Below are 21595 nucleotides of genomic sequence, written 5' to 3' on the forward strand. Positions count from 1 at the left end.
CCCGATTCCCGTCCTACCCGCAATGAGGTGGGAAAGAACCGAGACACATCAAATAGACAGTTCCGCCGGTGGCGCCATATTGCGTCAGTTGATTGTGTAGTTGTCGTCGGTAATGATGTAGGTGGGGTCGTCTTCGCCGGCCTTGCCATTAAGAATGTCGCCGACATCACGGAATCCGATGCCGACCATCGTCGCGTCGGCCGGTGTCTGGAATGGGTAGGTGACTGTACTCGTAAGACCCGGCTGCAGCTGCGCGTTGCATTCCGGATTGCCTTCGACTTGGTAGAGACTTCTGATGGGGGTGTACTGCTGGCTCTTTGAGTTGAACGCGACTATCTCGTACGGGTAGCCGCATGTGATGTCGAGAGGACTGCTGGTGTTGTTCTTGACTTCGACCTTGACGACCCAATACTTCGTGTTCGTATCTGGGGACTTGGGCGCGTACTCGTGGTTGCTGCACCCATCGCCGCATGTATCGTAGCTGATGGTCGCCTGTTCGCTGGCCTCGAGTACCTTCATCTCGATGCCGCCGTTGACGGCGGGCTTGTTGAGTCCGGTGACACTGTTGGCGTCGTCGTCGGAGGATGTGCCGGAGTCGGTTCCCGTGTCATCGGAATCGTTCGGTCCCGGCATACCCATGTCCCTCAGTTCGTTGTACGCCTTCTGCTGCTCGTACTGCTTCTTCCACTTCTTTGCGGAGGCCTGTGCCGCCTGGATATCGGCATTGGACTGATTCACCATGAAACTGCTGCCCATGAAGAAACCGCTGATGAGCGCGAGTATTATCGCACCAATCATTGTGGCGAATGCCGACTTCTTCAAGGTTATGGTGTTGCGAGGGAGGATGGTCTGTAGGGGTGCGCTTTGATGTGGAGCCTGCGGATTTGGCTGCTGAGGCGTCTGCGATTCCGGGTGCAGCTGTTCGGGGTTCTGGGGCGGGGTCGTCCCGCTCCAGGTCGACGGTTCCGCGGCGCTCGCCGCCGGTGCGGCATATGCGTTCGACTGGCTGTCCGGTGCCGAAGGGCCGGGCTCGTCGTGTCGGACGGCGTCATCTGGTGTCGGCGGCATCTCGGGATTGCTCATCTTCTCTTTCTTTCTGTGGTGTCGCTGGCCGTATGCTGGTTCTTTCCAGCTGATGCCCAGTAATCTTCTCAGAAAAACAACGTAGGTGGTACCTGAATCCGTAGCGTGTCGCGGTGGAGAGCGTGGCGCGTACGTGCCCTGTCCGTTCATTTGCCTGTCATTTGCCTCGGGAAGGGTCCACAGTGGTGGTTGCCGCACTGGAATGGCCATTTTCCAACGAAAACCTCTTGTGTGTTCTTATGCTTTTCTTTTGCTTTTAAAAGCAAAAGAACGATGGACGTGCCTTTCGGGCCCGTACCGTGGCTGTGAAGGACGACAGGGTAGCCAACAGACACCGGGGGATGCCCGCAAGGGCATTCGCAACTGCGCCAACCTGAAACCCCACCGTCGGGCGTCAACGCCGAGAACACGTTGCCCGCAAGATTTGATGTGACCTGGTTTTGTGTCGTATGCCATTTATGTCAACTGGCTTGGACGTGCTACCAAAAACGAAAAAACTGGTAAAATGCTCTTACCAGTTGTGGAGGTGACGCCATGAACCCGATTATTGCGGAGAAGCTTCGGGGTTTCCGAATCGAGGACTATCAACCAATCACGCCGCGTGAATTGGATTTGGGCAGACCGTTGCCGCCCAAGGTGGGGAATCTGGTGAAGGTGATTGTCGGCATGCGACGGAGCGGCAAGAGCTATCGTCTGTTTCAGGAGATGGAGTCCCTGAATGCATCCGGAATCGGCTGGAACCGTATCTGCTACATCAATTTCGAAGACGACAGATTGGGCGACGTCACGCCGGCGGTCGGCGACGATGCGATTGAGACATTCATCGCAATGCATCCGGAGGCCTTGGATGAAGGACTGTACTTGTTCTTCGATGAACTGCAGGAGATGTGTGAATGGGGTGCATGGCTGCGGCGGATCGTTGACACCACCAAGGCCACGATCTACGTGACCGGCTCCTCGTCGAAGATGCTGTCGAAGGAGATCTCCACCGAGTTCCGTGGTCGTGCTCTGGACTTCGAACTGCTGCCGTTCTCCTTCCGCGAGTACCTGCATGCGAACGGACTCGTCGGGGAGGACCTGTTGGACCGGGATGAGACCGGGGGATACTCCACAAGAGAGCGGGTGATGTTGTCGACCGCCATGCGCGCGTACTTGGAAGAGGGCGGCTTCCCCGCGGTCCAGGGGCTGCCGGTCCCGCAGCGGGTGTCGCTGCTGCAGTCGTATGTGCAGCGTGTGGTCTCCCGTGATGTCGTGGAACGTCATGACATCACGCGGCCTCGAGTCGCATCGACGCTTGCAAGACGCGCGCTTGGCTGCAATGGCAAGACCTTGTCCATCCGCAGAATCGAAAACGATATGCGGTCGATTGGTCTGAACACCAGTAGGGAGATGCTAGGAGACCTGATGGAATATTTCGAAGACGCGTATCTGCTGTTCCGGGTGCGCGAATTCTCCATGTCGCTCAGGGAAAGATCCACTTCCATGCCGAAGGTCTATGCGGTCGATCCCGGATTGGCAGCGGCGACAAGCACCGCAAGTGTTCGGGATGACGGGCAACGGTTGGAGAATGCCGTATATCTCGAGCTGCGGCGCAGAACGGTGGGGTTCCGTCGAGACGGTATATCGTCATGCCGGACCAAGACGCATGGCTATGAAGTCGACTTCGTAGTGGGAGATGCCCTCGAAGAGGAGCAATACGAACCGATTCAGGTTACGGTCCGCATGGACGACGCCGCAACGGCGGAACGCGAGACGCGAGCTCTCTGGGAGCTCATGGAGGAACAGCAATTGGCCGAAGGAACCCTCATCGTGGGTGAAGGAGAGGAACGCGAGTATCGAAGGGGTGACGCCGTCATCAGACAGGTGCCTGCCTGGAAATGGTTCCTACGCCAGTAGAGCGTCATCGAATGGACCGTTTCGAACCTCAGTCAGCCATTCCGTCCGTCATGGAAGCTGCATGCGTATTCGGCCGTCCGTCCCGTTCCCTCGCCGTCGCCCACACGAACAACGCGAACGCGGGGAACGCGTACGCCTCGAACTGCACGTACAGGTAGGCGAGCAGCAGCAGCCAGCACACGGTCCGCCGGCTCCACGCGCGATTCCGCGTCATATGCCACAGCAGCAGCGCAAGCGCCGCAACGAACGCGACCAGGCCGAACTCGGTGACGAACGAGACGTACGCGTTCATCGTGAACGCGTTGCCCGCCAGATTGCCGGTCGGACCCAACGGATTGCGCAACTCGCCGATCTCCGCCGTCATCACGCCGCCATGCGCCGCGTACCAGGCCAAGGCGTCCGCATACCTACGGCGCATCGCCTCCGCCACGCTCCCCGCGCCGAAACCGAACAACAGATGCGGCACGTCATGCAATCCCGCATCCAACGGCGCCACCGAACGGAACAATCGGGCGGACATCGAGGCGTCGCCCGCGAACAGGCCATCCGCAGCCAACGCACGCAGCCGCGGCTGCGTGACGAACACCGCCGCACCGGACGTACACGCGACCGCCGCCGCACCGAACGTCGCGCACCGCAATCGCATGTCACGCCACACGCGTCCCCACGGCACATCCGCCGCCACCCACAGCACGCACGCCACGGCCGTATCCAACACGATGCGCACGCCGGAACCCATCAGCACCGAACCACCCGCGAACACCGCGATCAGCGACGGCAGACGCCTGTCGCGCGAAAGCCAATACACCGGCAGCAGCACGCCGAACAAGTGCATACCTATATAACTGGGCTCCGCGAACAGGAACTGTGGACGCGTCACGAAGTACTGGCGCAGGAACACGCCCGACAGCCGGTTGCGCGCACCGGACAGGACGGACGTCGCCTCGGCGACCGTTTTGCCCGCCAATCCGGATGACCAGCCTCCCAACGTCTCGGACAACGCAGTCAGATGTGCGGGTTCAACGGCCCACGTGAACACGCCGAACAGGAACGCCGCCGCATACGCGGCCACCAACACCGTCACCGCCATACGCATGGGCAGCCGCTTCACCGACCACGCGATACCGAACGAGGCGAGTGTGGCGAACGCGAACCCCACGGCCATGAGCGTGCGTGGCGCGTACGTCGCGTCGAGACCCACCGTCACCCAGCCGAACACGCTCACCGCGCACAGTGCGGCCAGCAGCGCAAGCGTATGCGGGAACATCGGGGATCCGGACAGGGAGACAGTGGAGATTGTGGAGCCTGCAGAGGCCGTATCCGTGCGTGGATGCATCGGACGCGTCAGACGCAGGAACAGCGCCGGCAGCCGCCGTGCGTTGCACAACGCGTACAACGCGAAGAACACGGGCGAGATGGGGGAGTAGTACGGCATCTGCACGCCAAACACCGTGCCGTCCACCGGCAACGTGATGAGCGCCGCGTAGAACAGCAGGTCCGTCGGGTCGTGCGGCGCGTGCGCGTTCTTACGGTCCGGCGACGTCATACGGAACCGTCCGGACCCACGTTGCGCGCGTGCGATGCTCATGCCGCGGCGGCTCCGGCCAGCGCGTCCGCGACGACCGCGACGCGCGCGGCGATCTCGTCCGCCACCTGCGCGTACACCTCGTCGGATTGCCGGTGCGGGTCTTGGATGTCCTGCGTGCGGGGGAGCAGCGGACGTTTGAACGGCGCGGCCAGCAGCATCGCCCGCAGGCGGTCGTCGGGGGAGGCGACGTCCTCGAGGTCGCCGTCCCTTACGCATGCGGCGCACAGGTTCGCGAAATCGTCCAGCAGGAACGTCCGTCGGGCCACGGCCGGCGCATATCCCAGCAGCTCGTCCGCCTGGTCCCTGGTGAACACCAGCGTCAGATCCGCGTCCAACGCCAACGCGGGGGAGAACGGCGTGGAACGGTGCACGGTGCCGTCGACGTCGCGCGCGGCGAGCAGCCGCACATACCGCTCATCCATCGGATACCCGTCCAATCGCAGCAGACCGCAGCTGGAGACGGTCACGGCCGAAGCCGCGACGCCGCGCGCGTGCAGCGCGTCACGCAGCAGATACTCGGCCAACGCGGAACGGCATACATTGCCGTGGCAGACGAACAGAACGCGCATATGGAACCCTCAACCTTTCTGCAGGCGATGATATGGCGATGATACGGCGATGATACGGAAAGGGGACCCCGCGCGGGCGGGATCCCCGAATCGGTGCGTCGCGTCACATCACGTCATGACGTGACGCCAGGCGTCTCAGCGATGGCGGCCCTTGGCACGCACCGCGAACAGGGCGATGCCGGCGGCGGCCAGCAGGGCCACGGCGATCATGTACGGCATCAGCGCGGCGCCGGTCTTGGCGATCTTCGCGCCGGTGGTCGCGTCGGAGCCGTCGCCGGTGGCCGGGATACGGTAGTCCAGATAGTCGGAGCCGTCGGCGGTCACGACGTACTTGTCAGCGAGACCCTGCACTTCGGAGGCGTCCACCTTGTCCTTAGTGAGGAACACCTGCAGCTTGACGGTGCCGGCGGTCTCGCGCGCGGCCTTGGTGAGCGTCAGACCGAGGTTGAAGTCGCCCTTGTCGGTATGGCCCACGTACTTGACGGTGTTGATGTTGGCGGCGAACTTGACGTCGGAGACCTGCTCCTTGTCGTAGCCGGCGTACACGTAGGTGTAGTCGTGGGCCACGGCCTCGTCGGCGTCGATCGGCACGGTGAGCACGCCGGTGGTCGGGTTGTAGCGCACGCCGCTGGTGACGATGGTCGGCGCGTAGGTGGCGTCGGCCGCCAGCGCGGCGTCGGCGGCGAAACCGAATCCGAGCACGGCGGCGATGGCGGCCAAAGCGGCCATGAACTGCTTCTTCATCTCTTACCTCCTGCAGAGCGGTTGGTCGGTGCAGGACATGAGCGCGTCGCGCGGGCGCGTCCGATGCCGGCCTCTTCTCGTCCTGCGGCAGGCCCTTACTCTACACCCTCGATGGAGATACCCCCGATGTTGTGCGTTCGTCTGTCTCCGCGCGTGCGCGGCGGTATCGGCGTGCCGCTCGAGTGCACCGGCATGCGGCCGATTGTGTCACAATCGCGGGAATCGTTGGAATCTCGTGGATGACGGGGGTTGCCGAGGGGGATTCGGGGTGATGTCATGACGTCGGCGGGGACGCTTTGCGCCTGCGCGTGTCGTAAGCGCTCACGACATGTCGGTCTGCGCGGTCCGCCCGCTTTGTGTGTTCTGCCCGCTCTGCGTGTTCTGCCCGCCCTGACCCGGCTGCGTGGACTGGCTTCCCTGGTTACCCGGGCCGCCCTGCCCGCCATCACCGGTGGACGGCGTGGAGGGCTGCGCGGTCTGCCCGCCGTTCTGCCCGTGTTGACCGTTCTGGCTGTTTTGTCCGTTCTGTCCGTTTCCGGCCGTGCCGCCGGTCGAGCCGGTGCCGCGCCGGTACGTGCCGTACGAGCCGGACGACGAGCCGGATCCGTTCGAGCCGGTGCCTCGGCTGGACAGGGAGGACGTGTATTCGTCCATCGACTCGTGCACCGCGCCGGATGCCGTGGACAGCGATTCGATGGCTCCCTTGAGGTCCTCCAGCGAGGCTCCGGTGCCGCCCGTCAGGGCGTTCGCCGCGTCGATGGCCTCCTGCAGCGTCTGCCGCGTGGAATCGTCCGCCACCTGGCCGGCGCTTTCGTCGAGCAGCGTCTGCGCGTCCGTCACGGCCGTGGCCAGTTCGGAGCGTGCGGCTTCGGTGTCCGCCTTGGTCTTCGCGTCGCGGCTGTCCGTCACGGCCTTGACCGCCTTGTCCACCGCGGCGGCCTGCGCGTTCAGCGTGTCCGTGAGCGTGCCGTTGCGTGTGACGCGCGCATTGAGCTCGTTGAGCGACAGGTCCGCGCCGCACGACTGCGGCGCGCCGGCCCGGCGGGCCTGCGCCACCGTGGTCTTGAGGTCGCTGAGCGTCTTCGCGTCCGCCACGTCGGAGGTGGCGAGCGTGCCGTCCTTGTCCGCCTTGTCGAGTGCCGCCTTGAGCGTGGCGTCCGCCTTGCGGGCCGACTGCGCCGCCTCGCGGCAGCTGGTGAGCGCGTTGTCGAACGTGACCTGGTTCTGATGCCGGACGACGAGCGCCGTGCCCGCGGCGATCGCGGCGACCGCCAATGCGGCCGCCACGCCGATGATGATTGGCTTGCGTCCGATGGCACGTGTGCGGCCTTTCGACGTCGTGCGGGGCTCGCGTCCGTCGTCCGTCCTGTGCGACGGCTCCTTGGCGTCCGTTCCGTCCGATGCGGATCCGCCGGTACCGGCCATGCCCACGACGGTCGGCGCGTCCGATGCCGCCCCGGCCTTCGCCGGACCGGCGGCCGGGCCACCGCCGACGCCCGGCCCGAGTGCAAGCGTCTCCTCCTCGGTGAGGTCGGCCACGTCGGCCAGCTCGTCCTCCACGGAATCCCGTCCTGCGGAACCCGCGGCCGCGGAGATATGGTCCGACGACCCGATGATCGGCGGGATGACGCGCGTGCCCGCCGCCTCGTCCGCGCGGGCCTCCGCCGCGTCGGTGAACAACGGCAGCACCATGGTCTGCGATCCGGCGTCCGTGGGAGGCGTCGGCACCGGTGCGGTTCCCGCGCCTGCTCCTGCGACGGCGCCGTGCGACGAAGCGTTGACGTCCGGCGCGCCTGACGTGGGCGCGTGCGCGTCCCCGAGCCTCGGGAACGTGAGCTCCGGGATGTCCCAATCGGTGTCCTGTCCGGCGTTGAGCAGCGACGAGACGTGTCCGTCCGTCCGCGTGTCCCGTCCGCGCGGATCCCTTCCGTCCGATGCGGCGTCAGGCTTGGTATGTGGTTCGATGTTCGATTCAGCCATGCGTGATCCGACCCCTCTGCGATGTTGCCCCTCGAAAACCACAGACCATCATAGTGTCGGCGTCGCCGTGCGGAAAGCGGCATGATACGGAAAACGGCCGCCGATCCCCGGCGGCCGTCACGGCTCATCGCTGTTCGTGCAGGGCTCACTCCTGCGACTGGGCGGCCTGCGCCTGCGCGGCCTTCACATCCAGCTTCTTCGCCTGGCCGATGAGGTCGTCCAGGTCCTCGGCGCGCAGCGCGCCCGCCTGCTGGAACACCACCTGGCCGGACTTGACGATCATCAGCGTGGGCACGGCCTGGATGCCGGCGGCCGCCGCCAGATCCTGGTTCTGATCGATGTCGACCTTCGCGAACACGATGCCCTGGTTGTCCGGCTGCTCGCTCGCCGCCTCGTAGATCGGGCCGAACGCGCGGCACGGGCCGCACCAGGTGGCCCAGAAATCGACGAACACGAGCTCGTTGTCGGTGATGGTCTTCTCGAACTCGGCCGAGGTGATGGTGGTGGTTGCCATGGGGAGTCCCTTCCTTGACGCTGATGGGCGAAACTGCTGAGGTCCAGCAAACCAGCATGGGCGAACAAAGGCAAGGGGTTGGGCCCACGGCTGATTCGGATGCGTGGGACGCCCGTTGCGCCGTCAGGAACGCGCGCGATAATGGGACGCATGCCAGTGATGAATGATGAGGTGCCCGACGAGGGCGACTTCGACGCCGGCCGTCGGCGCGGTGAATTCGACCATGTGACCCCGGAGGACTTCATCCGCGGCTCCGGCCACGGCAATCCCCCCGGATGGCTCGACCCCGCGGACATCAACCGCGCGCGCAGCCAGATGCCCATCGCCTATGTGGAGATCGTCCCCGTGCGCACTGACGAATTCGGACGTGTCAACCAGATCGGATCCCTGCTGCGCGTCACCGAGGACGGGTCCGTGGAACGCGCCCTCATCTCCGGACGCGTGCTGTTCCACGAGACGCTGCGCGAGGCCATCGCCCGCAACGTGGCCAAGGACCTGGGTGACATCGCCCTGCCCATCCTGCCCCTCAACCTCCAGCCCTTCACCGTGGCCGAATTCTTCCCCACGCCCGGGCTGAGCGAATACTACGACCCGCGCCAGCACGCCATCGCGCTGTGCTACGTGGTGCCCATCGCCGGCGACTGCCGTCCCCAGGACGAGACGCTCGACGTGGAATGGGTGGACCCCCACTCCGACGTGCTCGACACGTTCCTCGCCCAAATGGGCAACGGGCACGACCGCATCGTCCGCAAAGCATTGGAATGGATCGCGATATGACCTTCGACATTCACAACCGCATCCTGCGCAAGGGCGCAGGCACCCCGCTCATCCTCGTCAACGCCTATCCGGTGGACGGACGCATGTGGGAGGAGTGCGCCGGACACATCATGGCGCTCGCCGACGAGGCCGGCCTGCCGCCATTCCCCATCTGGGCCCCGGACATGCCGGGCTCCGGCCTCTCGCCCGCACCGGGCGACGAAGCCTCCGGCCGTCGCGCCGCCAACGGCTCCTACCCGGACGCGCTGGACCGCATGGCCGAATCGTACGTGGCCCTGCTCCACGCCGCCGGACACGAGAAGGCCGTGTGGGTGTGCCTGTCCATGGGCGGCTACCTCGTGACCGACCTGTATCGCCTGCATCCGGAGGCCGTGGCCGGTGTGGCCCTGTGCGACACCATGGCCGCATCCGACGGCGTGGGCGGCGAAGCCCGCCTCGCCACCTCCGACGCCTGCGAATCCACGGACAGCGTCGAGCCCGTCATGCACTTCGCCAAGCCCTCGGAAGGCGACTCCACCGTGAAGCGCAGCCCCACGTTCATCGCGAAGATGACCCGGTGGATCAATGACCAGAACCCCGCCGGCCTCGCCTGGCGCCAGCGCATGACCTACGGGCGCCCCGAACTGGCCGGCGTGCCCGAGACCATGCGCGTGCCCGTGGCCGTGGTCTCCGGCGAGCTCGACCCCACCAGCAACCCCACGGTGATGAAGCCGCTCGCCGAACGCATCCCCGGCGCGGCGTTCACCGCCATCCCGGACTGCGGCCACTTCAGCGCCGTGGAACACCCCGACGTGGTGGCCCGCGCCCTGGTGGACCTCGTCAGGCGCGTCTGACCGGTGCCCCGCGCCGGCCCGGCCGGCGTGGGGGCGTGCCGTCTGCGCGGGGCGTGCGTGAACGGTGCGCGAATAGTGCGCGAACAATGCGCGAACAATGTAGGGAAGAGAAGACATGACCATTTCGTTCAATCCGCTGGCGCTCACGCAGACGCTGCCGTTCCTGCCGCTCGCACAGGGCGACATCGACTACCAGACCGAACGCCGCACGGAACCGGGCGTCATCGCGGACACGCTCGCCGAACCCGCCACCAAGGTGATCCTCACCCGCGGTGGCAAGATCGCCGTGCCGCGCGGCCAGGGCGAACTCGTCGACTACCAGAACGTCAAACTGCGCCTCGCCACCCTGCCGGGCGCCTACGTGGCCGGCGAACTCGCCGCCCACCCCGAGGTCGTCCCCATGTTCCTCGGCAGCTACGGCGGACGCCGCGACGAACACGTCGTGGCCGTCGACGTCACCCGCATCACGCGCATCGGCGACACCGACGAACAGGGCGCCGACGCCGCCTTTGACGAACCCGAGGACGGCACCGACGGCGGCGTCCTCACCTCCGCGGCCGGCACCGGCCGCGGCGCCGCACGCAGGGGAGGCCTGCTCGAACAGTCGATCGACCGGTTCGACTGGGTGGACCTGCGCGGCTTCGCGCCCCACGCCAGCGCACGCGAGGCCGGACAGGCCACCACCGCCATCTCCCTGAGTATCTGGCACACCCGCCAACGGCACTGCCCCACCTGCGGCGCGCCCGTCGAGACCGCCAACGGCGGCTGGGCGCAGCGCTGCACCAACCCGGCCGACGGCCGCCGCCTCCTGTTCCCCCGAGTGGAGCCCGCCGTCATCACCATCATCGTGGACTCCGCCGGCCGCGCCCTCATGCAGCACAACAACGCGTGGAAGAACCCCACGCTGTACTCCGTGTCCGCGGGATTCGTCGAGGCCGGCGAGAACCTCGAGCACGCCGCCCGGCGCGAGGCCAAGGAGGAGGTCGGCATCGAACTCGGCGAGGTGCGCTACCTCGGCTCCCAGCCGTGGCCGTTCCCCGCCTCACTCATGGTGGCGTTCAAGGCCCATGCGCTCACCACCGACGTGCACGTCGACGGCGTGGAGACCCGTGAGGCCGTGTGGGTGAGCCCCGAGGAATACACGCAGGCGCTCATCTCCGGGCGCATGGCCGCTCCGGGCAGGGCCACCATCGCCCGGTACATGATCGAGGAGTGGCTCGGGCACGACCTGCCGTGACGTGCGGGTCGAAAGGCTTGGATTGACGTGACGACACGCCCGGCCGTACGCCCGGCGTGTCGTCAGGGGCGTCGGCGGCGAAAGTGACGAAAAGACATATATCGATTCGTGATATTGGTCACAGGACATGCCGTTTTCGGGAAATGCACTGGAATCATGCGGATTCACGTAACCGGCTATGGGGGGTAGGTGCTGTACAGTGGCGTCCAGTTCGTTACCGGAGCAGTAGTCACCACAGGGGTGACGGCAGTAGAGCTAAGGAACAGAAATGACTGACGGACAGGGACAGCAGCCGCAGCGGCCCGCGATGCGGCCGGAATACGGCGCCATGCGTGAGGATTTCGAAGCCACGCAGACCATGGCGCCCCTCGGCATGGGGGAGACCGGGCCCTCGGCGCAGGTGCGCGTGCCCGGCGCGGAGGCCGGCGCCAATGGATTGGCCGGACTCGTCGGAGCCACCGACGCCGCGGGAACGACCGCGAAGGGTGGCTTCACCACCGCCGCCAAGATCACGGCCGAACCGACGTTCACCGCCTCGCCCGCGGACGGGTTCACCCCGGTCGCCGGCGCGCACACCGGCATGACCGGCGGCCACACCGCGGCCAAGGGCCGCTCCCGCAAGGGCCTCATCATCACGCTGATTGTGGCGGGCGTGCTGCTCGTCGCGCTCATCGGCGCGTTCTTCGGCGCTCGCTGGTACTACGCGGACCGCGTGGCCCCCGGCGTGCGCTTCGGCTCCGTGACCATGGCCGGCCAGACCCGCGACGAAGCCAAGGCCAGCGTCAAGCAGGCCATCAAGGACACCGCCATCACCGTCAAGGACTCCACCAGCGGCCAGAAGACCACCGCCTCGCTCGAACAGCTCGGCGTGAGCATCGACGTCGACAAGACCGTCGACGCCCTCATGAACGCGAAATCGTCCTCCAACCTTCTCGAGGACGTCTCCCGCGTCAACCCGCTGAGCCACGCCGACGTCGCGCTCGCCGCCACCACCGACGACGCCGCGCTCGCCGACTACCTCTCCGAACAGCTCATCGCGGAGAACGAGCGCGCCGTGCCCGCCTCCATCGCCTACAACGCCGAGACCAAGGCGTTCGAAGCGTCCGAAGGCACCGCAGGCAAGACGCCCGACGCCACCAAGGCCGTCGCCGCCGTCAAGCAGGCCGTCGCCCAGCCGGGCGCCGCCGCCACGGTGACCATCGCCGACAAGACCGTCGACGCGCCCATCTCCCTCGAGACGGCCCAGCAGACCGCCGATCAGGCCAACGCGCGACTCAACAACAAGATCGTCCTCACCAACGGCGACGCCAAGCAGGTCGAGTTGCCCGTCGACGAGGTGGCCAAGTGGATCAAGGCCGAAAGCGAACCCGCCAAGGGCACCATCACCCTCGGCTACGACGCGGACGCCATCAGGCAGTACCTGTCCCAGCAGCTGCCCGGCCAGCTCAACCAGGAGATGGTCTCCCAGACCGACATCGTCGACAACAACGGCACCGTCATCATCGCCGCCGAGACCAAGGGCGTCAACGGCGTGACCATCAAGGACACCGACAAGGCCGCCGACGCCGTGCTCGCCGCCCTCCAGAAGGGCGAGGGCGCCACCGTGCAGGTCGACGCCGACGTCACCAAGTTCGACACCAAGCAGAAGGTCAGCGAATGGCGTCTCGTGGTGGACAAGAGCGCGCAGAACGTCACCGTCTACCAGAACGGCAACGTGGTGAAGACCTTCAACGTGTGCACCGGAAAGGCCAGCACCCAGACCGACAACGGCACCTTCTACGTCTATCTGAAGTACAAGACGCAGACCATGCGCGGCGAGGACTACGTCACGCCGAACGTGCGCTGGGTCACCTACTTCAACGGCGGCGAGGGCTTCCACTCCGCCCCGTGGAACTACAGCGCCATCGCCAGGGGCGATCCGGTGAACCACGGCTCCCACGGCTGCGTGAACATGTACGACGATGACGCCAACTGGATCTACACCAACATCCCGGACGGCGCCGTGGTGCAGGTCGTCGGCTCCCAGCCGACCAGCGCCGTGCGCTGACGTCCGTTCCGTCACCGCCTGCGAGGCGTGCGCCTCCGTCCGATTCAGGCCCCCGACGCGTCCGACGCGTCGGGGGCCTCGTCGTGCCGTAGGGTGTTCCGGCGACGTTCCGCGATGCGACGTCCGATTCATCCCGTGGGCGGAGGACGTGTCCGGCGAGGGTTGGTACTCTTGGTGCCATGAGTGATGAATTCGATGACAAGCCGCTGAACCTCGACGTGCCCGAACACCTCGAATACTCGCAGGACCACGTCTGGGTGGACACCACGCTCGACCCGGCCGTGCTGGGCATCACCGACTACGCCGCGGAGAAGCTCGGCGAACTCGTCTACGTGGACCTCCCCGAGCCCGGCACCCGCGTGGAGGCGGGCGACGAAGTGCTCGAACTGGAATCCTCCAAGGCCGTGGAGCCGCTGATCGCCCCCGTGGCCGGCACCATCCGCTACGTGAACCAAGCGGTCGCCGACGATCCGAGCGTCGTGAACTCCGACCCCTACGGCGAAGGCTGGATCCTCAAGATCGAGCTCGACGACGATGAGCCCGATCTGCTGAGCGCCGAGGAATACGCGAAGGTCGTCCGATGACCGACCGCAGGGAACCGGACGACGCCGCGGTGCGGGGCCCCGACGCCACGGCCGGCGCGGCGGACGACATGCCCACCGTGCCGATTCCGGCGCGCCACGCCGTCACCACGTTCGACGCGGCCTCCCGTCGCGAACGCTTCGAGGTGCAGCCGCCCCTCGAGCGTCTCATGCGACGCGTGGTGACGCGCACGTTCAACACGTGGGTGCGCCTCGCCACGCGCGGCGCCAGGAAACTCGACTGGTTCCCCCGCGTCGACCCTTACGTGGGGTACGGCACCAACGACTACTCCCGTCTCATCTGCCGCACCGTCTACGCGCCCGAGCACAGCATGTACGGCGCGGCCATGCGCGGCATCCGCGGCATGCTCGCCATCCCCTCGCCCCACACGCAGGTGAAGATCCGCATCGACGGCGTGCCGCTGGAGACCGTCCAAGTGGGCGCCTCCGAACGGTACGACGCCGTGGACGCGCATCCGGACATGGACAGCGAATACGCGATCTCCGACACCTCCGGCTACCTCGACCTCGTGGCCGAACACCGGCTCGAATCCGGCGTGCACAACGTGTCCTACCGGGTGAACGGACGCAAGCCGGTGCGTGCGAAGCTGTTCACCATCCCCAAGGACGCGAAGGTCGGCGTCATCTCCGACGTGGACGACACCATCATGATCACCCAGGCGCCCGTCCTGTGGAAGGCCGCCTGGAACCTGCTGTTCCTCAACCCGGACAAGAAGGCGTCTGTGCCCGGCATGAGCGTGCTGTTCACCAAGCTCGCCGACCTGTACCCGGACGCGCCGTTCTTCTACCTGTCCACCTCACCGTGGAACGTCGAAGGCTCCATTCGCCACTTCATCGAGAACCACGGGTTCCCGGAGGGGCCGCTGCTCCTGCGCGACCTCGACCCGCGACCGAAGACGTTCATCCCCTCCGGCCCGCAGCACAAGCTCGAGTTCGCCGAACAGCTCATGGCCGACTTCCCGGACATGAAGTTCATCCTGGTGGGCGACGACGGCCAACGCGACCCCACCACGTACGCCACGATCGCCCGGCGCTACCCGGGACGCGTGCTCGCCATCGCCATCCGCCAGCTCACCCCGCGCGAGGCCGGACCGATCGTCATGCCCTCCGGCATGACGCCCACGCAGCCCACGCCCGTGACCGACGTGCCGGTGTTCACCGGGCCCACCGGTGCGAACCTCATGAAGACGATGCTCCCGTACCTCAAGGCGCACCGCGGATAGCGGGGCCGACGGCCACGCCGCCCGGAACGGCGGTCGTGACCCGTTCCGGCGTGTGCCGGCCTGTTCCGGCGCGTCGCGGCTCCATGCGGTACCGCGGTGTACCCCAAGGTGCGCAAACGATTGCGGTCGGCTTATAATCGCCGTTATGACTGATGAGAAGAGCATGACGGGCAACGGCGCCGACGCCATCGGAACGGCCGAATCGAACGGAACCGGCGAAACCAACGGGACGACCGGAACCAACGAGACCAACGAAACCGGAGGAACGCCCGCATCGGACGGCATCGCGCACATGCCGCAGGCGGTGCGCGAACTCGCCGAAGCCGCCCGCGAATCGGCCGAACGCCACGAACAGACGCAACGGGAAAGCGACGACGTCGACCTGACCCTGCCGCCGCTGGTGCCGCAGGCACTGCGCGAACCCACGCGGCGCGAACACCACGGCGACGTGTTCATGGACCCCTACGAATGGCTGCGCGACAAGGAGTCGCCGCGCGTACGCGCCTACATCGACGCGCAGAACGAACTGTGCGCATCACGCAACGCGCACCTCGAACACCTGCGCGACACCCTGTTCGACGAACTCAAGGCACACGTCCAGGAGACCGACATGTCCGTGCCCGTGCGCATGGACGACTACTGGTACTTCGCGCGCACGCGCGAAGGACGCCAATACGCGGTGCAGTGCCGCGTGCCCGTGCGCGGCGTCGACGACTGGGATCCGCCGAAGGTCGACCCGGCCGCCGAACCCGGCTCCCTGCCCGGCGAACAAGTGGTGTTCGACATGAACAAGGAGGCGGAAGGCCACGACTTCTTCCGCCTCGGCGGCATGGACCTGAGCCGCGACGGCCGATGGATGCTGTACGGCGTCGACACCGACGGCGACGAACGCTACGACTACCGGATCCGCGACCTGGACGCGATGACGCGAGTCGGCGGCGACGGCCAGCCAGCCGGTCCGCTCGTGTCCGACGCGTCCGCCGACCTGCCGGAACGCTTCGACGGTGTCGGCTCCGCATGCCTCACCCCCGACGGACGCTACGTGTTCTGGGTGGAGGTCGACGACGCCTGGCGTCCCTGCGCCGTCTGGCGGCACAAGGTCGGCACGCCCGTCGAGGACGACGCGTGCGTGTACCGGGAGGCCGACGAACGCTTCTGGCTGGGCGTGGGCCTCAGCTTCGACGAACGCAACATCGTCATCGGCACCGGATCCAAGACCACCACCGAAGTGCTCATGCTGTCCGCCGACGACCCCGAAGGCGAATTCCGCGCGTTCATCCCCCGCAAGGACGGCGTCGAATACGACGTGAGCTTCGCACGCTTCGAACAGGCCGGACCCGACGGCGAGGACATCCCGCTCGCCGTCGTCTACCACAACGCGAACAACCCGAACTTCGAGATCGACGTCATCGACATGCGCGACCACGAGCCGCCGTTCCGCCTCGGCGAAGGCGTCTGCGTGGCCGAAGGCTCCCCATACGGCTGCGAACGAGGCGGCGCGTCGGACGAACCCATCACCAAACCATACGAGAACCCGCGCAACCCTGCGCTGCTGCAGGGCCTGCGCGGCCTCGGCATCGAAGGCATCTCCATCCACCGGCACTTCGTCTCCCTCGCCTACCGGGCCGACGGCCTGCCGCACCTCGCCATGATGCCGAAGGCCGAGGCCGCCGAGGACTTCCTTGCCGGACGGCCCTGGCGGTTCGCCGAACTGCTGCCGCCCGCGCTGGACGGCGACTGGGACACGACGGCATCGGACGGAACGGTCGAATCGGACGGCGTCGGCGCGTCGGACGGGGCATCGGACGACGAAAGCGAACACGTCGGACAGGACGGCGCGGAACGCGAGACGGAACGCAACGAGGAACGGCTCCCCGGCGAAACCCGCAGGCTCTACACCATCGGCACCGCAGGCAACCCCTCCTACGAGGCGCCGCGCATGCGCTACTCGTTCACCAGCTACACGCGCCCCGGCGAACTGCACGACGTGGACCCCGCCACCGGCGAGGACCGCCTCCTCAAACGCGGCACCGTGCTCGGCGGCTTCGACCCACGCCGCTACCGGGAACGTCGCGTCTGGATCCAAGCGCGCGACGGCGAACACGTCCCCGTCTCCCTCGTCTGGCGCGACGGCACCGACCTCCACGACGCGCCCATGTTCATCACCGGATACGGCGCCTACGAGATCTCCTCCGACCCCGCCTTCTCCGTGGCACGCCTCAGCCTGCTCGACCGCGGCGTGCTCTACGCCGTGCCCCACATCCGCGGCGGCGGCGAACTCGGCCGCGCCTGGTACGAACAGGGCCGGCGCCTCAACAAGAAGCACACGTTCGAGGATTTCGTCGACGCCACACGCGCCCTCCAGGAGGCGCACCTCGCCGATCCGGCCCGCACCGTGGCCGACGGCGGCTCGGCCGGCGGCCTGCTCATGGGCGCCGTGGCGAACATCGCGCCCGAACTGTACGCGGGCATCGAGGCGGACGTGCCGTTCGTGGACGCGCTCACCTCCATCCTCGACCCGTCCCTGCCGCTCACCGTCACCGAATGGGACGAATGGGGCGACCCGCTCCACGACGCCGACGTCTACCGGTACATGAAGTCGTACACGCCGTACGAGAACCTGCCCGCGGCCGGCAGCGAGGCGGGTAAGGCGTTCCCGCGCATCCTCATCACCACGTCGATGAACGACACGCGCGTGCTCGTCGTCGAACCGCTCAAATGGCTCGCTGCCATGCAGGAACGCGGGTTCGACGCCATCGCCAAGATCGAGGTGGAGGCCGGGCACGGCGGCACCTCCGGACGGTACAAGCAGTGGCGCGAAGTGTCCTACGAGAACGCGTGGTGTCTCGACGTCATGGGCATCAAGGAGTAGTCGGCCGAGGGGGCGTGCGGGCGTGCGGAAGCGGGTGTTCCGGCCGGCGCTCGCAGGCGTACGAGGTGTGGCACGACGCGTCTCACGGCGCGTTCAGCTTATGGACATCGTCCATGGGCGCGAAGGGCGCGCGGGTAACGTGTCGTGCCATGACTGATAACGCAACGAAGAAGTACAAGATCGCCGTCATCCCCGGCGACGGCATCGGCAAGGAAGTGACCCCCTGGGCGCAGAAGGCCCTCGAAAAGGCCGCCGAAGGCGTGGCCGAATTCGAATACGAGCACTTCGACCTCGGCGCGGAACGCTACCTGCGCGACGGCGCCATCCTGCCCGAGGAGGAGGAGGAGCGCATCAAGGCCAACGACGCCATCCTGCTCGGCGCCGTCGGTGATCCGCGTATCAAGGCCGGCATCCTCGAACGCGGCCTGCTCCTGAAGCTCCGCTTCGACCTCGACCAGTTCGTCAACCTGCGCCCGTCCAAGCTGTACAAGGGCGTCACCTCGCCGCTCGCCAACCCCGGCGACATCGACTTCGTGGTGGTGCGCGAAGGCACCGAAGGCCTCTACTGCGGCGCCGGCGGCGCGGTCCGCCGCGGCACCCCCAACGAGGTCGCCACCGAAGTGTCCATCAACACCGCGTACGGCGTGGAGCGCGTGGTGCGCTACGCGTTCAAGCTCGCCATGAAGCGCCGCAAGCACGTCACGCTCGTCCACAAGAAGAACGTGCTCGTCAACGCCGGCGACATGTGGCAGCGCATCGTCGACAAGGTCGGCGAGGAGTACCCCGAGGTCTCGCACGACTACCTCCACATCGACGCCACCACCATCTTCCTCGTGTCCGACCCGTCCCGCTTCGACGTGATTCTCACCGACAACCTCTTCGGCGACATCATCACCGACGAGGCCGGCGCCGTGGTGGGCGGCGTGGGCTACTCCGCGTCCGGCTGCATCAACGCCACCGACGAATACCCGTCCATGTTCGAGCCGATTCACGGCTCCGCGCCGGATATCGCCGGCCAGAACAAGGCCAACCCCACCGCCGCGATCCTCTCCGCCGCCATGCTGCTCGAGCACCTCGGCTTCGACGAGGCCGCCAAGCGCATCCACGCCGCGGTCGAAGCGGACATCGAGGAGCTCGGCTCCACCGTCCGCACCACCGACCAGGTGGGTCAGGACATCCTCGACCGCATGTGATGCGGTAGGTCCGGCCTGGCTGGGCTGGACGGTTTGGCTGGGCTGATTTCGGTCGGTTCGGCCGGTCCGGCTTCCGAGACGCCTCGTCATCCTCGTGATGGCGAGGCGTCTCGCGTATCCGCGACTGGGTTGTTTCGCTGATGGGGTCTCCGCGAAGCAGGCCGTGACGGTTTGTTTCGCTGAGGGCGCGGAGGCGGTTGTTATGGTGACGGTATGACTGTGGATATGACTGCGGATACGACCATGGATGTGCCCATGAACGAGGCGCGCGGGGAATACGAGGCGCGCGGAGAATACGAGGTGCGCGGGGAGTATAAGGTGCCCGGCGGCAAGCTGGTCGCGGTGACCGTTCGCTTCGACGGTGGGGGAGCGGTGACGTCGTGCCGTCTCGACGGCGACTTCTTCGTGGAGGCGACGTCCGACGCCGAGGCGGACGCGATGTTGCGCGACGTCGAACGCGCGTTGGCGTCCGGCGGCTCGGTGGAGGCCGCCATCGCCCGCCATCCGGACGCGACGTTCGTCGGCGCGGACGCACAGGCGATACGGGAGGCCTTCTCCCGTGCGACGGACCGACGTCGCGGCGGACGACGCGAGACGACGACCGAAGCCGACGGGACGTCGGAGGCCTGCGCCTCGGCGGAAGGGCGTACCGCCGTCGGCGACGTGGAGGACGCGGACTTCGCCGCGCGGTGGGCGCGGCTGTGGCCGCAGCTGGCGGTTGTGCACGACGTGCCGCGGTCGCCCGCGGAACAGATGCGCGTCGACGAGGCATGGGCGCGCGACGTCGCCGCCGGACGACGTCCCCCCACCCTGCGCGTATGGGAATGGGCCGGACCGTGCGTCGTCGTCGGACGGTTCCAATCCGTTCCGGACGAAGTGCACGAGGACGTGGCCCGCGCGGAAGGATTCGACGTGGTGCGCCGCTGCACGGGAGGCGGCGCCATGTTCATCGAACCGGACAACACCATCACCTATTCGCTGTATGCGCCGCTGTGGTTCGTGGACGGCATCGACGTGGCCGCCTCCTACCGGCTGTGCGACCGATGGCTGGTCGGCGCCCTGTGCGGGCTGGGACTGGACGTGCGGTTCGCCGGACTCAACGACATCGCCTCGCAGCACGGCAAGATCGGCGGAGCCGCGCAGCGCAGGTTCCCAGCGCCACCGGCCGCCGTGCCCGCTGCCGCCGCCGCGCCCTCGGAACCGGAGACGCTCGACGAAGCCGCAAGGCGGCGCGGGCCCGGGGCGGTGCTGCACCACGTGACCATGGCGTACGACATCGACGCCATCAGGATGGCGCGGATGCTGAACACCAGCCGCGAGAAGATGAGCGACAAGGCGGTCAGGTCGGCCGTCAAACGCGTCGACCCGCTCAGAAGCCAGACCGGCATGGGGCGGGACGAGGTGATCGGGCATCTGCTCGCATATGCGCGGGAGCGGGTTCTCGGCTAGAAGGACGGGAGTGGCCTGACGAAACGCGTCCGTACGATTGCCGACCGTACGGATGCGTCGTCGCCGGTCCCGTTCTGGGGCCGTGTGTCTGCGGAAAACGGACGATGCGCGGCGCTGCGCGGCGGAGCGCGGTGATGCGCGGGGCTCCCGGACGATGCATGACGGGCCGATGACGGTGCGGTACAATGATGCGGAAACCGGCCGGCGAATCCGATGAGGGAATGGTGATGCGAGGTGGCGCTCAAGCCCAATGCGATGCCTGAACAGGAGAACGTCCTGCTGCATACGGCACTGTTCAAACAGGTGTCGCCTGAACAGGCGGAGGAGCTCATTCCGCATCTCAACCAGGCCGAGTACGACAAGGGCGAGGCCATCTTCGAACAGGGCGGCACCGACCACCGCATGTACCTGCTGGAACGTGGCAGGGTCAAGCTCATCCGCGAATCCTCCGACAGGCGCGTGCAGCTGCTGTCCATCCACGCCCCCGGCGAGGTGCTCGGCGAGATTCCGGTCTTCGATCCCCACGGCGGCCCGCGCACCGCGTCCGCGCTGGCCATGAACCATGGCACGCGCGTGGTGTGGCTCGAGCACGACGCGCTGTTCCATTGGCTCGACCAGCATCCGCGCGTGGCCATCGACATGCTCCAGGTCATGGCCGGACGTATGCGCGCCAACAACGAGTACATCTCCGACCTCGTGTTCATGGACGTGCCGGCGCGTCTCGCCAAGACCCTGCTCAACCTCGCCTCGCGGTTCGGCGAACCGGTGGAGGCCGGGCTCAAGGTGCCGCACGACCTCACTCAGGAGGAGATGGCGCAGCTGGTGGGCTCTAGCCGCGAGACCGTGAACAAGGCGCTCATGGACTTCGCCAACCGCGGATGGATCGCGCGCGAGGGACGTTCCATCATCATCTACCAGCCGGGCATGCTCATCCGCCGTTCGCGCAGGTAGTCGCCGCAGTCCGCTCGCTCTCGCCGCAGCCCGTTTC

17 protein-coding genes are annotated in these 21595 nt (G+C 66.7%); 11 read left to right on the top strand and 6 right to left on the bottom strand.

The genetic code is table 11. The features are described from left to right. Positions 1 to 84: 84 nt before the first annotated feature. Positions 85 to 1083 (bottom strand): hypothetical protein, encoded by a 999-nt coding sequence (locus tag JS531_RS02485; RefSeq protein ID WP_214312140.1) that lies wholly within the window; start codon positions 1081 to 1083, stop codon positions 85 to 87. Between the two features lie 534 nt (positions 1084 to 1617). Here JS531_RS02485 and JS531_RS02490 point away from each other — a divergent pair. Further along, a complete protein-coding gene (locus tag JS531_RS02490; RefSeq protein ID WP_214312142.1) occupies positions 1618 to 2979 on the top strand; it encodes an ATP-binding protein in 1362 nt (453 codons plus the stop codon). Positions 2980 to 3007: 28 nt separating this feature from the next. Here the strand turns inward: JS531_RS02490 and JS531_RS02495 are convergent, their stop codons facing one another. The 5 genes from JS531_RS02495 to trxA all read right to left on the bottom strand — a co-directional run bounded on the left by JS531_RS02495 (position 3008) and on the right by trxA (position 8374). Further along, positions 3008 to 4567, bottom strand: coding sequence for a hypothetical protein (locus JS531_RS02495; RefSeq protein ID WP_214312144.1), 1560 nt, complete (start codon positions 4565 to 4567; stop codon positions 3008 to 3010). Further along, complete coding sequence (locus JS531_RS02500; protein WP_214312146.1) at positions 4564 to 5136, bottom strand: hypothetical protein; 573 nt, start codon at positions 5134 to 5136, stop codon at positions 4564 to 4566. The genes JS531_RS02495 and JS531_RS02500 overlap by 4 nt, the downstream gene beginning before the upstream one ends. A 135-nt stretch (positions 5137 to 5271) precedes the next feature. After that, positions 5272 to 5880: a hypothetical protein gene (locus tag JS531_RS02505; protein WP_214312147.1), complete on the bottom strand. Its 609-nt coding sequence runs from the start codon at positions 5878 to 5880 to the stop codon at positions 5272 to 5274. Between the two features lie 321 nt (positions 5881 to 6201). Beyond that, the gene (locus JS531_RS02510; RefSeq protein ID WP_214312149.1) at positions 6202 to 7860 is read right to left on the bottom strand and encodes a hypothetical protein; all 1659 of its coding nucleotides are present in this window, start codon (positions 7858 to 7860) and stop codon (positions 6202 to 6204) included. Positions 7861 to 8005: 145 nt separating this feature from the next. Further along, the gene (gene trxA, locus JS531_RS02515; protein ID WP_214312158.1) at positions 8006 to 8374 is read right to left on the bottom strand and encodes a thioredoxin; all 369 of its coding nucleotides are present in this window, start codon (positions 8372 to 8374) and stop codon (positions 8006 to 8008) included. A 159-nt stretch (positions 8375 to 8533) separates the two neighbouring features. On the opposite strand from trxA, the gene JS531_RS02520 reads away from it, so the two are divergent. The 10 genes from JS531_RS02520 (at position 8534) to JS531_RS02565 (ending at position 21558) form a co-directional block, all read left to right on the top strand. Then, positions 8534 to 9151, top strand: a complete 618-nt coding sequence (locus JS531_RS02520) for an NUDIX hydrolase family protein (protein ID WP_214312314.1) — start codon at positions 8534 to 8536, stop codon at positions 9149 to 9151. Continuing rightward, the gene (locus tag JS531_RS02525; protein ID WP_214312160.1) at positions 9148 to 9984 is read left to right on the top strand and encodes an alpha/beta hydrolase; all 837 of its coding nucleotides are present in this window, start codon (positions 9148 to 9150) and stop codon (positions 9982 to 9984) included. Before JS531_RS02520 ends, JS531_RS02525 begins: the two co-directional genes overlap by 4 nt. A 115-nt stretch (positions 9985 to 10099) precedes the next feature. Further along, the gene (nudC, locus tag JS531_RS02530) at positions 10100 to 11221 is read left to right on the top strand and encodes an NAD(+) diphosphatase (protein ID WP_214312162.1); all 1122 of its coding nucleotides are present in this window, start codon (positions 10100 to 10102) and stop codon (positions 11219 to 11221) included. Positions 11222 to 11489: 268 nt separating this feature from the next. After that, on the top strand, positions 11490 to 13268 hold the full coding sequence (locus tag JS531_RS11230; protein ID WP_214312164.1) for a L,D-transpeptidase: 1779 nt from the start codon (positions 11490 to 11492) through the stop codon (positions 13266 to 13268). A gap of 179 nt (positions 13269 to 13447) precedes the next feature. Then, on the top strand, positions 13448 to 13852 hold the full coding sequence (gene gcvH / locus JS531_RS02540) for a glycine cleavage system protein GcvH (protein WP_214312166.1): 405 nt from the start codon (positions 13448 to 13450) through the stop codon (positions 13850 to 13852). Between the two features lie 68 nt (positions 13853 to 13920). Continuing rightward, positions 13921 to 15093, top strand: a complete 1173-nt coding sequence (locus JS531_RS02545) for a phosphatase domain-containing protein (protein ID WP_240542001.1) — start codon at positions 13921 to 13923, stop codon at positions 15091 to 15093. A gap of 163 nt (positions 15094 to 15256) precedes the next feature. Next, positions 15257 to 17965 carry a S9 family peptidase gene (locus JS531_RS02550; RefSeq protein ID WP_240541989.1) on the top strand — a complete coding sequence of 903 codons (2709 nt, stop codon included), beginning with the start codon at positions 15257 to 15259 and terminating at the stop codon, positions 17963 to 17965. Positions 17966 to 18114: 149 nt separating this feature from the next. Then, the gene (locus tag JS531_RS02555; RefSeq protein ID WP_214312178.1) at positions 18115 to 19158 is read left to right on the top strand and encodes a 3-isopropylmalate dehydrogenase; all 1044 of its coding nucleotides are present in this window, start codon (positions 18115 to 18117) and stop codon (positions 19156 to 19158) included. 255 nt (positions 19159 to 19413) lie between these two features. Continuing rightward, complete coding sequence (locus tag JS531_RS02560) at positions 19414 to 20607, top strand: lipoate--protein ligase family protein (protein WP_214312318.1); 1194 nt, start codon at positions 19414 to 19416, stop codon at positions 20605 to 20607. A gap of 255 nt (positions 20608 to 20862) precedes the next feature. Continuing rightward, positions 20863 to 21558, top strand: a complete 696-nt coding sequence (locus JS531_RS02565) for a Crp/Fnr family transcriptional regulator (RefSeq protein ID WP_217625619.1) — start codon at positions 20863 to 20865, stop codon at positions 21556 to 21558. The last annotated feature ends 37 nt before the right edge of the window (positions 21559 to 21595 follow it).

This window comes from Bifidobacterium sp. CP2, from assembly GCF_018555635.1.
Taxonomy (GTDB): Bacteria; Actinomycetota; Actinomycetes; order Actinomycetales; family Bifidobacteriaceae; genus Bifidobacterium; species Bifidobacterium saguinibicoloris.